Annotated in this window: 7 protein-coding genes; 1 reads left to right on the top strand and 6 read right to left on the bottom strand. The window is 69.6% G+C overall.

What is annotated here, in order from left to right; translation table 11 throughout:
- Window positions 1-3: 3 nt before the first annotated feature.
- The gene (locus ACFY01_RS11385; protein ID WP_390735457.1) at window positions 4-930 is read right to left on the bottom strand and encodes a carbohydrate ABC transporter permease; all 927 of its coding nucleotides are present in this window, start codon (window positions 928-930) and stop codon (window positions 4-6) included.
- 39 nt (window positions 931-969) lie between these two features.
- Complete coding sequence (gene ngcE / locus ACFY01_RS11380; protein ID WP_390735456.1) at window positions 970-2,421, bottom strand: N-acetylglucosamine/diacetylchitobiose ABC transporter substrate-binding protein; 1,452 nt, start codon at window positions 2,419-2,421, stop codon at window positions 970-972.
- A gap of 360 nt (window positions 2,422-2,781) precedes the next feature.
- Between ngcE and ACFY01_RS11375 the strand changes: the two genes are divergently transcribed.
- A complete protein-coding gene (locus ACFY01_RS11375) occupies window positions 2,782-6,585 on the top strand; it encodes a GH92 family glycosyl hydrolase (RefSeq protein WP_390735455.1) in 3,804 nt (1,267 codons plus the stop codon).
- A 69-nt stretch (window positions 6,586-6,654) separates the two neighbouring features.
- On the opposite strand, the gene ACFY01_RS11370 is transcribed toward ACFY01_RS11375, so the two are convergent.
- The 4 genes from ACFY01_RS11370 to ACFY01_RS11355 all read right to left on the bottom strand — a co-directional run bounded on the left by ACFY01_RS11370 (window position 6,655) and on the right by ACFY01_RS11355 (window position 14,507).
- Window positions 6,655-9,336, bottom strand: a complete 2,682-nt coding sequence (locus ACFY01_RS11370; protein ID WP_390735454.1) for a tetratricopeptide repeat protein — start codon at window positions 9,334-9,336, stop codon at window positions 6,655-6,657.
- Window positions 9,337-9,358: 22 nt separating this feature from the next.
- Window positions 9,359-9,661: a trypco2 family protein gene (locus ACFY01_RS11365; protein WP_390735453.1), complete on the bottom strand. Its 303-nt coding sequence runs from the start codon at window positions 9,659-9,661 to the stop codon at window positions 9,359-9,361.
- A gap of 162 nt (window positions 9,662-9,823) precedes the next feature.
- Entirely contained in the window at window positions 9,824-13,090 is a 3,267-nt protein-coding gene (locus ACFY01_RS11360; protein ID WP_390735452.1) for a GH92 family glycosyl hydrolase, read from the bottom strand.
- Window positions 13,091-13,415: 325 nt separating this feature from the next.
- A complete protein-coding gene (locus ACFY01_RS11355; RefSeq protein ID WP_390735747.1) occupies window positions 13,416-14,507 on the bottom strand; it encodes a lytic polysaccharide monooxygenase in 1,092 nt (363 codons plus the stop codon).
- Window positions 14,508-14,624 lie beyond the last annotated feature (117 nt).

Raw genomic sequence — 14,624 nt, 5'->3', positions numbered from 1 at the left:
TGCTCAGAACTCCAGCCGCTCGCGACGGCCCAGCCGCATCACGACCGCGGCGAAGGCCAGCGTGACGACGAGCAGGGCGACGCCGATGGTGGTGGCGTAGGCGGCCTGACCGTCCCGGAACGCCTTCTGGTACACGTACAGGACCATCACGGTGGTCGAGTAGTCGGGGCCGCCCGGCCCGGTCGTCATGATCTGCACGACCGCGAACGACTCGGCGCCCAGGGCGAGGATGCCCATGTAGACCCAGCCGGACTGCACGGTGTCCCACAGCAGCGGCAGGGTGATGCGGAAGAAGGTGCTGGCGCGGCCGGCGCCGTCCAGCAGCGCCGCCTCGTACAGGTCCGCCGGGATGGAGGCCATGCCCGCCGAGAACAGGACCACGAAGAAGCCGACCGTGGACCAGACGAGCACCGCCATCACGCACCACAGGGCCAGATTCGGGTCGCCCAGCCACAGCGGCTGGAGGTGGTCGAGGCCGATCCCGCGCAGCAGCGAGTTGATCGCGCCGCTGTCGGGGTTGTACGCGAAGGCGAACAGGAGCGAGACGATCGCGATCGACAGCACCTGGGGGAAGAAGTAGACGATCTTGTAGAAGGAGGAGCCCCGGACCCCGGAGACCACCGGGCCGCCCCTCCTTCCGCGTCCGCCCACATTGATCATGAAGGCGAAGAACAGCGCCAGACTGATCGTCACCAGCGGCAGCACGACCGCGAACATCAAGCTGTGCCGCAAGGACTTCCAGAAGATCTCGTCGTCCAGCATCCTCCGGTAATTGTCCAGGCCGACCATCTTGAAATCGGGGCTCAGGCCGGTCCAGTCCGTGAACGAGTAGTAGATGGACTGGATGAACGGCCAGACCACGAAGAGCGCGTACAGTCCCAGGGGGAGCGCCAGGAACCCCACGATGAACCGGTACTTGCCGTGCTGCATCGCCACTCCGGTGCCGATATGGAATACGGGCTGTACGGACTACTGGTGCTTGTAGTGCTTGATCGACGAGTCCTTCGCGGCCGCGTCGGCGAAACCCTGGATCTTCTTGATGGTCTCCGCCGGGGTGGCCCGTCCGGCCATCATCTCGCCGAGACCGGCCACACCGATCTGCTCCTTCTGCAGCTGGACGTACCAGTCCTGGAGCCGCGGATTGACCACATTGTCGCCCGCCTTCTCCAGCGCGGCCACGCCCGACTTCAGGCCGGGGGTGAGGGGGATGCCGGAGGTGCCGCCGTTGTAGGCGGTCAGGGACTTCACCTTGGTGGTGAAGTTCTTCGAGGACGCCTCGCTGAGCATGATGCGCAGCTGCTCCATGCCGCCCTCGGGGTTGGCGGCCTTGGCCGGGACGACGAAGGGCTCGCCGCCGGAGGCCCAGATGGTGCCGAAGGGCATCTTGTCGGAGGCGTCGATGCCGGTCGGCGCGGAGACGGCCAGGTTGAAGTCCTTGGGGATGACGTTCGCCGACTCGTTCTCCACCCAGGAGCCGTTCGGGATGAACAGCGCCTTGCCCTTGGCCCACGCGGTCTGTGACTGGATGTGGTCAAGGCCCGGGGTCCCCTGAAGGATGTAACCCTTCTTGAAGAGCTCGTAGTACGCCTCGAAACAGGCCTTGACGGCCGGGTGCTTCCAGGCGTTCGGCTCGAGGTTGTCGATGGCGTCGAGCACCTCACGGCCGCCGACCTTGCCGATCATCGGGTAGAGCGAGAAGGGGATGTAGTACGGGTACTTGCCGGCGTACGTCCAGCCCGCCATGCCCTTCTTCTTCGCCTTGGCGCACACGGCGAGCATCTGGTCCCAGGTCTCGGGGTACTTCTCGTCCAGCGAGTCCAGGGCCTTCTGGGAGTACCAGACGCCGTACACCGTGTAGGCGTAGTACATGATCCAGACCGGTTTGCCGTCGAACTGGCCCATCTCGACGATGCCGGGGCGCAGCGTGTCGCGGACCTTCTTGTTCGGGTCGTCGTACGACGGGGCGTCCAGCAGCGGGGTGAGGTCGGCCAGCTGCTTCTTGCCGACCAGGACGCCCATGTCCATCTGCTCGGCGCCGGAGTTGTCGATGAGGTCGGGCGGGTTGCCCTGGTTGAAGCGGGGCTGGAGCGTGGACTGGATCTTCTGGGTGGCGGAGAACTTCACCTTCGCCTTGGGGAAGTCCTTCTCGTAGATCTTCACGGCGTCCTGGGCGTACTCCTTGCCGAAGCCGCCGTCGAACAGGACGAATTCCATCTGCGCGCCGTCGTTGACGCCGAGCGGGTTCTTCGTGGTCTTCTTGCCCGTCTTGGCCTTGTCCTGGCCGCCGCCGCCACTGCTGGCGCACGCGGACAGGAAACCCGCCGCGGGCACGCTCAGCAGACCGAGGGCCGCGGATCGCTTGATCAGATCCCGGCGGCCGACGCCGTCGGTACCGTGGTTCGCTGCGGAAGTGGATCCCATGCTCAAGTCCTCGCCTTCTCCAGGACTCAGGCGGTGAACCGGATCCTCCCGGCACCGCGGTCGGGTAGCGCTGGGTCGTGCAGGAAACGCCGAGTCGTGCAGGAAACGCCGACAGGTATAGTCCACTTCTCGGCGGCGAAGCAAGATCGAATGCAAGCTTGGTCATCGGTCTTTTCCGAGTTGAGACCTCGCGGAAATATGAGCCTCCTGTGCGTTCCACACCGGAGAAATCCGCGCCATTAGGCCTGAATGCCACGCCCAACACCCTTGACATCACGGGCCACTTGACTCCCTACTGGTTCTTGCGTTCCGCAGTTGACAACGTTGTCCGGTGATCGGGCGCAGGGAGGGTTTCCGTAGATGCAGCGGAGAACTCGGCACAGATGGGGTCCGGCGGTCGTGCTTACGGCCGCCTTCGTCATGACGGTCGGATCGCAGGGGGCCGCGGTCGCTCTGCCCGCCAAGGCAGCGGCCGTCGACCGGGAGTTCGCATCCTCGTTCGAACCGGGTGATCCGGCTCCGGACTGGCTGAACACCGTCGACACCGCACCGGACGGCACCAAGCGCGCCTCGGGTGTGGACGGCGGGTACAGCACCGGCATTCCGGGCAATGTGACCGACCATGTCACCGAGGTGCGGGCCAGCGGCGAGAACACGGGCGCGGGCGAGGTGAAGGAGAACCTGGTCGACGGCGAGCCCGGCACCAAATGGCTGACCTTCGAGCCCACCGGCTGGGCCGAGTTCGACCTCGACAAACCCATCAAGCTGGTGACATACGCGCTCACCTCCGCCAATGACTTCGCCGAACGCGACCCGCAGGACTGGACCCTGAAGGGTTCCACCGACGGCAAGGACTGGAAGACCGTCGACACCCGATCGGGCGAGTCCTTCTCCGAGCGGTTCCAGACCAAGTCCTACGACCTCGCCGAACCGGCCGAGTACCAGCACTTCCGCCTCGAGATCACGAGGAACAGCGGCGCCCCGGACATCGTGCAACTCGCCGACGTGCAGTTCTCCACGGGCGGCGGGGGCGGCCCGGTGCCGCAGGACATGCTCTCGCTGGTCGACCGCGGCCCGAGCGGCTCGCCGACCGCGAAGGCCCGGGCCGGGTTCACCGGAAAGCGGGCACTGCGCTACGCCGGACGGCATACGGCGGCCGGCCGGGCGTACTCGTACAACAAGATCTTCGACGTGAACGTGAAGGTGAGCCGCGACACCCAGTTGTCGTACCGCCTCTTCCCCTCCATGGCCGACGGCGACCGCGACTACGACGCCACCAACGTCTCCGTGGACCTGGCCTTCACCGACGGCACCTGTCTGAGCGACCTGGGCGCGAACGACCAGCACGGCTTCCCGCTGTCGCCGCGGGGGCAGGGCGCGGCCAAGGTGCTCTACGCGAACCAGTGGAACGACGTGGTCTCCCGGATCGGCTCGGTGGCCGCCGGTAAGACGGTCGACCGGATCCTGCTGGCGTACGACTCCCCGGGCGGCCCGGCGAAGTTCCGCGGCTGGCTCGACGACGTGGCGATAAAGCCCGTCGCCCCGGAGAAACCCAAGGCACACCTGTCCGACTACGCGCTGACGACCCGCGGCACCAACTCAACCGGCAGCTTCTCGCGCGGCAACGACTTCCCGGCGACGGCACTGCCGCACGGCTTCAACTTCTGGACGCCGGTGACCAACGCGTCGTCGATGAGCTGGCTGTACGAGTACGCGCGGGCGAACAACGACGACAACCTGCCGACGATCCAGGCGTTCAGCGCGAGCCACGAGCCCAGTCCCTGGATGGGTGACCGGCAGACCTTCCAGCTGATGCCGTCCGCCGCGGCGGGCACCCCGGACACCGGCCGCGAGGCGCGGGCACTGGCCTTCCGGCACGAGAACGAGACCGCGCGGCCGTACTACTACGGGGTGCGGTTCGAGGACGGGCTCGAGGCGGAGATGACGCCGACCGACCACGCGGCGGCACTGCGCTTCACCTACCCGGGCGCGGACGCGAGCGTGCTCTTCGACAACGTCACCGAGCAGGCGGGCCTCACCCTCGACAGGGAGCACGGTGTCGTCACCGGCTACTCCGACGTGAAGTCGGGCCTGTCGACCGGGGCGACCCGGCTGTTCGTGTACGGCGAGTTCGACAAGCCGGTGACGGGCGGCGACACGAGCGGGGTCAAGGGCTGGCTCCGCTTCGACGCGGGCGCCGACCACACGGTCACCCTGCGCCTGGCCACCTCCCTGATCAGCGTCGACCAGGCGAAGGACAACCTGCGCCAGGAGATCCCGGACGGCACCTCCTTCGGCACGATCGAGGCGCGCGCCCAGCGGACCTGGGACGAGCTGCTCGGCCGGGTCGAGGTCGAGGGCGCGACCCCCGACCAGCTGACCACCCTCTACTCGGGCCTGTACCGGCTGTACCTGTACCCCAACTCGGGCTTCGAGAAAGTCGGCGGCAAGGACCAGTACGCCTCCCCCTTCTCCCCCATGCCGGGCCCGGACACGCCGACGCACACCAGCGCGAAGATCGTGGACGGCAAGGTGTACGTCAACAACGGCTTCTGGGACACCTACCGCACGACGTGGCCGGCGTACTCCCTGCTGACTCCCTCTCAGGCGGGCGAGATGGTGGACGGGTTCGTCCAGCAGTACAAGGACGGCGGCTGGACGTCGCGCTGGTCCTCCCCCGGCTACGCCGACCTGATGACCGGCACCTCCTCGGACGTGGCCTTCGCCGACGCGTACGTCAAGGGCATCGGCTTCGACGCGAAGGCGGCGTACGACGCGGCCCTGAAGAACGCGACCGTCGTGCCGCCGATGTCGGGCGTGGGCCGCAAGGGCATGAGCACCTCGCCCTTCCTCGGCTACACCAGCACCGACACCCACGAGGGCCTGTCGTGGGCGATGGAGGGCTACGTCAACGACTACGGCATCGCGAGGATGGGCGAGGCCCTGTACCGGAAGACGGGCGAGAAGCACTACAAGGAGGAGTCGGAGTACTTCCTCAACCGCGCCCAGGACTACGTCGGCCTCTTCGACTCCAAGGCGGGCTTCTTCCAGGGCCGCGACGAGAGGGGCGCCTGGCGGGTCGACTCCTCGACGTACGACCCGCGCGTGTGGGGCTACGACTACACCGAGACCAACGGCTGGGGCTACGCCTTCAGCGTCCCGCAGGACAGCAGGGGCCTGGCCAACCTGTACGGCGGCCGTGACGCCCTCGCCGACAAGCTCGACAAGTACTTCGCCACCCCCGAGACGGCCTCCCCCGACTTCGTCGGCTCCTACGGCGGTGTCATCCACGAGATGACCGAGGCGCGGGACGTCCGGATGGGCATGTACGGCCACTCCAACCAGGTCGCGCACCACGTGATCTACATGTACGACGCGGCCGGCCAGCCCTGGAAGGCGCAGGCCGCCGTCCGTGAGGCGCTGTCCCGCCTCTACACCGGCAGCGAGATCGGGCAGGGCTACCACGGCGACGAGGACAACGGCGAGCAGTCCGCCTGGTACCTGTTCTCCTCGCTCGGCCTCTACCCGCTGGTCATGGGCAGCGGCGAGTACGCCATCGGGTCCCCGCTGTTCAAGAAGGCGACCGTCCACCTGGAGAACGGCCGGGACCTGGTGATACGGGCGCCGCGCAACAGCGCGAAGAACGTCTACGTCCAGGGCCTGACCGTCAACGGCCGCCCCTGGACCTCCACCTCGCTCCCCCACTCCCTGCTCGCCAAGGGCGCGGTCCTGGACTTCCACATGGGTCCCAAGCCCTCCACCTGGGGCTCGGGCCGGAACGCGGGCCCGGTCTCCATCACCCGGGACGACGAGGTCCCGACGCCCCGCGCGGACGTCCTCAAGGGCGACGGCCCGCTGTTCGACAACACCTCGGCGACGGACGCGACGGTCACCTCGGTGGACCTGCCGGTCAGCGGCCCGGCCAGGCCCGTCCAGTACACGCTGACGTCGTCGGCCGACCGCACGAAGGCCCCGACCGCCTGGACCCTCCAGGGCTCCGACGACGGCGTGACCTGGCGGACCGTGGACCGCCGCTCGGGCGAGTCCTTCCGGTGGGACCACCAGACCCGGGCGTTCAGCATCCCGAAGCCGGTCGGCCACGCGCGATACCGGCTGGTGCTCGACGGGGAGTCGACGTTGGCGGAGGTGGAGCTGCTGGCCTGACCCGCCCGAATCATCACGCTGGCCGGCCCCCGGGGAATCCCTCCGGGGGCCGGCCATGTTCGGAGGTCCTCAGCCCGGCACGCGTTCCAGCGCCGCCTCCAGCTCCGCCACACGGCGCGGGGCGTCGATGGAACGAACCAGTTCCAGCGCCTCTGCGTAGGCCTCGCGGGCGAGGGCCGGCCGCTCGGCGTGGAGGTGGATGTCACCGAGGATGGTTAGCATGGTCGCGAGACCCGCCTGATCACCCCGGTCCCGGTGGAACCCGACCGCGGGCCCGAGGACCTCCTCGGCGTCGGCGTAGCGGCCCATCTGGTCGTACGCCAGGGCAAGGTGCCAACGGCACCAGACGGTCTCCGCTTCGTCCCCGCGTCGGCGGCTCTCCGCCAGCGCGTCCGCCATCACGCGGACCGCGTCCTGCGGGCGGTCCAGCTGCCGGTACGCGTCCGCTATGTGCGCCGCGAGCCAGATCTCGGCACCCTTGTCGCCGCGTTGCCGCTGGATCGCCTGGGCCTCGGCGTACCGTCGCAAGGCGTCCCCGGGACGGTTCAGATCGCACTGGAGGTCGCCGAAGTGCGTCAGGATCCAGCCTTCCTTTTCCTTGTCGCCCGCGCCGCGTGCGATCTCCAGGGCCCGCTCGTACAGCCCGGTGGTCTCCTGCCGCCGCCCCAGGGCGCGCCGTGCCTCGGCGAGGTGGATGAGGGAGCCGAGTTCGGCGGGCTGGTCGTCCAGTCGCCGTGCCGCTTCCACGGCCATGGCCTTGACCGCCTCCATCTCCTCCCAGTGGCTCCGGTGGAAGAGCAGCCCGTACAGCGAGCCCACCAGCCGTACGACCAGGTCCCACTCCTGGGCGTCGTACGCCTGGCGCACGGCTGCCTGCACGTTCAGGTGTTCCTCGGAGAACCAGCCGATCGCGGCCTCGGGCGGCAGTTCGTGTGCCCCCGGCACACTCATCCACCGTTCGAGCCGGTCCGCGTACCACCCGAGGCAGCGCCGGACGGCCGCGCGCCTCTCGGCCTCCGGTTCCGTGCTCTCGGCGTGCTCCCTCGCGTACAGGCGCAGCAAGTCGTGCAGCCGGTAGCGTCCGCCGGTGATGTCGACGACCTCGACCAGTTGCCGGTCGGCGAGTTCGCCGAGCAGCCGTTCGGCCTCCTCCGGCCCGGTGTCCGAGCAGCTCGCGGCCAGCTCGGGCACGAAGTCCGCTCCGGGGAGCAGGCCGAGGTGCCGGAACAAGCGGCGGGTGTCCGCCCGCAGGGCCCGGTAGCTGATCTCGAAGGTGCTCCGTACCCCTATGTCCTCGCCGTCCAGTTGCCCCTCCAACTGCGAGATGCGCTGTCGCTCGTCGGCCAACAACGTAGCGTGCGCGCTCAGCGGCTTGCGCTGTGCGAGGACGTTCCCTCCGGTGATGCGGATGGCGAGGGGCAGGCCGCCCAGGAGGGTGACGATGGCGTTCGCCGCATCCGGCTCGTGGGCGATGCGTTCGGCACCGACGATCCGTTCGAAGAGCCGCAGCGCCTCCACGGCGGGCAGCGGCTCGACCGGCAGCCGGTTCACGCCCGTGACGGAGGGCAGCTCGGAGCGGCTGGTGAGGAGGGCGGCACTGCCCGGTGCCACGGGGAGCAGCGGTACGATCCGGGCCACTTCGGCGACGTTGTCCAGTACGAGCAGGCTGGGTCCTTCTTCGAGCCGTTTCTGCAGTTCCGCGCGCCGGGACGGAGCATCGGGCGGCAGCCTGTCAGCGGCCAGCCCGAAAGCCTGCAGTACCTGGATCATCGCGGCGTCGGTGGACACGTCGAAGTGCCCTCCGCCGAGGTCGACCTGAATGCGCGCGTGCCGGAACGTGGGCGCCAGCCGGTGGGCGATCTGTGTGGCCAGCTGTGTCTTTCCGACGCCGGCCATACCGTGCAGGACCACGACGGGGGCGCTGTCCGCCAGCCGGTCGGTGAGCAGCACGGCCGCCTTCGCGATCAACCGCTCCCGGTCGGTGAAGTCCGACACGGCGCGGCCCAGATGCGTGTGCCGGGTCGGCCGACGTCCGGTGCCCGTGCCGACTCGTGGCAGGGTGACCCAGTTGCCGAGTTTCAGTTCCCGCCACCACGGTGCGCCCTCTCCGAGTGCCGTCAGTCCTGTCACCGGAGCAACGGTGAGGGCCGACGCCCCTTCCGGAAGGTGGTGCTGGACGATGACGCCCAAGGCCAGCGCACCGAATTCCGGATCCTCGCTGAACACCACTGCCCCGGACATTCCGCGCCACTGTGAGCCGTGTCCCGTGCGGGGGCGCAGCGGCTCGGGGGTCGACGTCGTCCGCAGTTCCAGCAGTCCGCGCCGCACATGGGAGCCCGGCGGGACGACGCCCTGGATCTGGGCACTGTCCCGCAGGGGGATGTCGGCCCGTTCCTCCGCATGTTCGTTCCACCCCGGGTAGCCGATCGCCCAGCAGTTCTCCACCAGCCTGGTCTGACGGCGGTCGACACGGGCGAACCGGACGGCCGGCAGGTCGTCCAGGGACGGATCGGCGGGCAGCCGCAGCAAGGCGATGTCCTGGCTCCCGTCCGCGGCGACCAGGTCCGCGGGCAGTTCGGAGCCGTCCGCGCGCCGCGCGATGACCAGGTCGTCGGTACGGCCGTCCGTCAGGACGTTGTGCGCGGCGGTGAGGACCAGCCTGCCGCCCACGAGATAGCCGGAACCGACGCTCCATGCGCCGGACACCCGTCTGCACAGCACTTCGACCGCGCGATCGACCGGATTGATCATCGGTGCCGTCCGGGGCGGCCGGTCAGGGCTTGACGAAGGAGTCACGCGTCACCCGGACGGCCCGCCCGGTGCGGTCGGTCGGTGCCTCCAGGACGACCGTGATCCGCTGGACCTCCTCCCTGCGGTACGCGCCGTCGCCGCCCAGCTCCAGCACCCAGAACTTGGCGCGCCCGGTGCCGGACGCCTCACGCGTGATGCCGACACTGAACTCCAGCTGCACTTGGCCGAGGCCGAACTGGAAGTCGGCGTCCGAGCCGGCCGCGACGGCCTCGGTGAGCTCCTCTCGCAGCGCCGCGATGGTCTCGGCCAGCCCAAGGTTCCCCACAGTGATTCCCCCCCGTGTCCGTCTGGGACGCGCGCCCCCGGCGTGCGGGACGATTCTTCCCGGCATCCCGGACAGCCACGCGGGAATCCGTGGAACGCCCCGGCACACGAAGTACCGTGGCATCCTGACAGATTCACCCGGGAAACCCTGGGCGGTCGCCGCTCAGCCGGTGGCGAGGGTGAAGACGTGCAGGTCCGCGTCGTCCGGGAGGCGGACGCTCCTGATGCTCCTGCCGGACGGGGCCTGGAACGGCTTGGTGGCGAAGACGTAGGTGGCCACCGGGTCCTTGTCCGCTCCCGCGACGTTGCGGTACGCGGTCCTCGCGACGGTCTCGTTGCCGTACTGGACGGTGCCGGCGCCGCCGCCGACAGTCCAGTCGGTGAAGGAGAGGTCGACGGTGTCGGTGCTGCCGTCGGTGTAGGTGACGGTCGCCTCGGTCTGCTGGTTGCCGTTGACCGCGCTGCCGATGAAGGACAGCTCGGTGGCCGGGGCGGTCAGTTCGATCGTCTGGCCGGCCGCGGAGGCGTTGTCGGGGCGGCCGGGCGGTGAGTCGGGCCAGGTGAAGGTGAGGCCGTCGACCGTGCTCCGGTGGCCGGGGGTCAGGCCGGCCGCGGCGAGGGCCTGGCGGGAGTAGCTCCAGCCGCCGCCGTCGTAGTCGGCCTCGTCGTGGTCGCCGGTGTCGTCCGAGACACCGGTGTTGTCGTAGGCGGCGAGGAGGGTGCCGGGGGCGGCCACGGTGAGGGAGACCGGCTGCTCGTACGAGGTGTCGCCGGAGGTCACCGTGATCTTCACGTCGTAGAAGCCCTGCCGGATGCCGTCGGCCGCGGTGAGCGTGATCTCCTGGGCGCCGTCGGTCACCGTGCCCTCGGCGGGCGTGGCCCGGATGCCGTCCGGGGTCTCGACGCGGAAGCGGACCTCGGGGCCGGTGCCGCCGTTCAGGGACAGGGCACGGATGTCGGCCTGTGCACTGCCGCCCGGGGCGAGGGTGACCGCGGTGGGGCCGACGCCGATCTGGTACGGCTGCTCGCCCGCCCGGAAGGACGGCGGGGCGTCGGTCGTGCCCCAGGCGCGGTTCGGGGTGCCGGAGAGGGTGTAGTCGAGCCGGCCGCCGTCCCGGACGAAGGAGGCGGGCAGCCAGGGCCGGTCACTGCCACGGCCGTCGACCTTCAGGGACTGGACGTACGGCGCGTCGGCGGCCGCCCCCCGTGCCCGGATGGAGATGTCGTTGCCGTGCGGCCGGTCGATCTCGATGCGCTCGAACAGCGGTGAGGCGAGGACCAGTTCGGCCCGGGAGGGCACCTGGGGGTACATGCCGAGCGCGGAGAAGACGTACCAGGACGACATGGCGCCCAGGTCGTCGTTGCCGGGGATGCCGCCCGGCTCCGTCGACCACAGCCGCCGCATCGCCGCGCGGACGGTCTCCTGTGTCTTGTAGGGGGCGCCCGCGTAGTCGTACAGGTAGGGGACGTTGATCGACGGCTCGTTGTCCAGTTCGGACTTGGTGCCGCCGCTGCCGCTGAAGGCCCAGCCGCCGTCGGCGTCGTGGAAGAAGTCGTCCAGCCGGGTCAGCGCCTTGTCCGTGCCGCCCATCGCCGCGAACAGGCCCGCCGGGTCGTGCTGGACCATCCAGGTGTACTGGGCCGCCGTGCCCTCCACGAAGCCGTTGCCGGTGTCCGGGGTGAAGCCGGTGACCCAGCTGCCGTCGGCCTTGCGGTTGGCGACGTAGCCGCCACCGGGGTCGGCCGCGATGTTGAAGTTGTTCTGCCACCACTGGGCACGGCGCGCGAAGGTGTTGGCGGTCTCCTTCTCCCCGGCCGCGGCGGCCAGTTGGGAGAGGGAGAAGTCGGCGGTGGACATCTCCAGCGTCTCGGCGGCGCCGCCCCAGGCGTTGGAGACGCTGGGCGTGTAGTGCAGCTTCAGGTACTTGTCGAGGGAGGGGCGCTGGCCCACCGACAGCACCGGCTTGCCCGCCGCCGACAGGTCCTGTGCGGTGGGTACGGTGGCCGCCTTCACCAGGGAGTCGAGGGCGCCGCGCAGATCGAAGCGGGTGCCGCCGAAGGCGCGGATGCCGGCCAGCGCGGTGGGCGAGGGGTCGCCGTTCATCACGTGCGTGCCGCTCGCGCCGTGCAGCCAGCGGTCCCAGACACCGCCGTTCTGCCGGGCCAGTTCGTACAGCGACTGGGCGATGTCGGAACCGGTGCGCGGGTCGAGGAGGGTGAGCAGCTGCACCTGGTCGCGGTAGACGTCCCAGCCGGAGAAGGTGCCGTACTGGGCCCGGTGGCCGTGGCCGACCTCGTGCACCTCGCCGTCGCCGCCCCGGTAGCGGCGGTCGGCGTCGCTGATGACGTTGGGGTGCAGCAGGGAGTGGTACAGGGCGGTGTAGAAAGTGGTGCGGTCGGTGTCCGTACCGCCGCCGGTCCGGATCGCGCCGAGCCGGTCGCGCCAGGCGGTGCGGGCCGCGTCCCGCACCGCCTCGAAGGAACGTCGTGGTGGGTTCTCGGCCGCGAGGTTGGCCTCGGCGCCCGCCTGGCTGACGTAGGAGATGCCGACCTTCATGTTCACCGGACCGGTGCCGGGCGCGAACTCGACGTATCCGCCCGCCCCCTTGCCCGCGACGGGCCGGCCGCCGTGCGAGAAGCCGCCCGTGCCGCCGGAGGCACTCGTCGCGCCGGGGTTCAGGACATCGTCCTGCCAGGTGCCGGTGGCCTTGAAGGCATGGTCGAAGCGGGCGGTGAAGTAGAGGGTGTAGTAGGCGCGTTGACCCTCGGGGTCGAGGTAGCCGCAGAAGTCGCCGGAGGTCACCGAGCCGGAGATCGTACGGGCCTGTGGGTCGATGGTCACCCTGGAATCGGCCGAGCCGACCTCGGAGTTGGCGGTGCGCACCAGCAGCGAGGCCGGCTTGTCGGCCGGGAAGGCGAAGCGGGCCGAGCCGGTGCGTGCGGTCGCTGTGAGGTCGGCGGTGACGCCGGAGGCGAGACCGACCTCGTAGTGGCCGGGTTCGGCTCTCTCGTCGGTGTGGCTGAGGTCGGAGGCGTAGACGGCGTCCTTGGTGTCGCTCGCCGGGGAGGAGGTGACCTCGCCGGCGTAGGGGAAGAACGGGATGTCGCCGCTGCCGCCCGCGCAGCCCGTACCGGACATGTGGGTGAGGCTGAAGCCGCGGATGCGGGTGGCGTCGTACTGGTAGCCGCCGGGCGCGGCCGTTCTGGTGGCGTCGCCGCGGGTGTTCTCCGGGCTGAAGGAGAGCATGCCGAACGGCACGACGGCGCCCGGGAAGACGTTGCCGCCGTTCTTGGTGCCGATCAGCGGATCGACGTATGCCGTGGGGTCCTTGACGAGATCCGGCGGGGCGGCGGTCGCCGCGAGGGCAGGGGTGGCTCCGCCGGCCGCGAGCGCGGCGGCCAGCAGCAGGGACATGGGACGGAAACGCATGACGCGGCCCTTCCTCCTGACGGACGGGTCGCGCACTACAGGTCGCACAAGCCGCAGGGACAGTAACGTGCGCCACCGGTACCACGGAAGACCGCGTGCACCTGGCAGACGTGCACCGGCATCACCCCTCCGGACGATTCCAAGTGGACTGACATCGTTGTCCGTTGAGCAGCCGAGCGGGTAGAGTCATGTACAGACCAGAAAAGACAACGTTGTCGCGCTCTGCTTCGCCGCCACAAGCCATCCGGAATCGCCTGGAATCGTCTGGAACCAACACACTTCCGGGCGGGCCCCTCCCCCTTCGGGGCCCGCCCGGAGCGGTCGTTCAGCCGACCCGACAGGGCAGGGTCGTCGTACTGTCACCGCCGGAGCCCTGGACGACGTATCCGAACGTCGTGCTCTGCCCCGGACTCAGCGAGCCGTTCCAGTCGACGTTGTGGACCATCACGTCCTGCCCGCTGTAGGTCGCGTTGCCGCTCCACAGGCTGGCCACCGACTGCCCGCTCGGCAGCGTCCAGTCGACCATCCAGCCGAGCATCGGCACGTCACCGCTGTTGGTGACGGTCACCTCGGACTGGTAGCCACCGGGCCAGCTGTTGGTGGTCTTCCGGGTGGCCGTGCAGGTTCCGGGCGGCGGCTCGGTGGGGTTGCCCGGGTCGTGGATGCCGGTGACCTCGCCGTTGCCGCCGTCGAAGACGACGTCGGAGCAGGAGTAGAAGGTCTCCGTGCTGTCCGAGCGCTGCCACACCATGTAGATGATGTGCCGCCCCGACTTGTCGGCCGGCAGCTTGCCGGACCAGGAGTAGTTGGCCTCGACCGTACCCGGGGTGCCGTTGAGCGGCGGGTGGTCGACGGTGAGGAAGGGCTGGTCCTCCATCTCGTCCCAGGTGAGCGGCTTGGTCGGGTCGTAGCCGTCCTTGGTGACGTAGACGTGGAACCAACCGGGGTGCGCCGCCCACGCGTTGTACGAGAAGTCGACGGTCGCGCCGGAGGTCAGGTGGGTGACCGGCCAGTCGGCGCGGGCGGCGTTGAAGCCGGTGAAGTTGGGGTTGCCGCCGCTGCACAGTTCACCGTCGGGCACGAAGCCGCGGGTGCGGCCGGCGCCGTCCGAGCGCAGCACGGAGAACCAGTTGTAGAAGGGTGTGGTGCCGCTGACCTGCTGGGCCGCCTTGCAGGCGGGGTTGACGGGCTTGATCTCACCGGTGCTGGTGAGCGCGTCCTGCCAGCACAGGAAGGTACGGCTGCCCGGCTTCATCGGGGTCCCGTGCGCCTCCGCGCGGCCGCCGGCGGCGAGGATGAGGCCGAGGGCGGGGACGGTGGCGAGGAGGGCCAGGAGGACGAGGAAGAGGGCGTTGCGACGAGTGGGGTGGGGTAAGCGGGGGTGCTCCGCTCCGAGCGTTGTCGGCCTTTTTGGCATATGCATGACACATACCTCTGGGTTGACGGTCGTGCGGGGGCTGTGGGTGCGTGCGGGATCCGAGGCACCGGGGGTACCCGCGGGTGCCGGAGGTGCCGGACGTCCTGGGGCGAGGTG

The organism is Streptomyces sp. NPDC001480 (assembly GCF_042894725.1).
In the GTDB taxonomy this organism is placed as follows: Bacteria; Actinomycetota; Actinomycetes; order Streptomycetales; family Streptomycetaceae; genus Streptomyces.
Note: the sequence above shows the minus strand (reverse complement) of the source record. Positions and strands in the feature narration are given on the sequence as shown.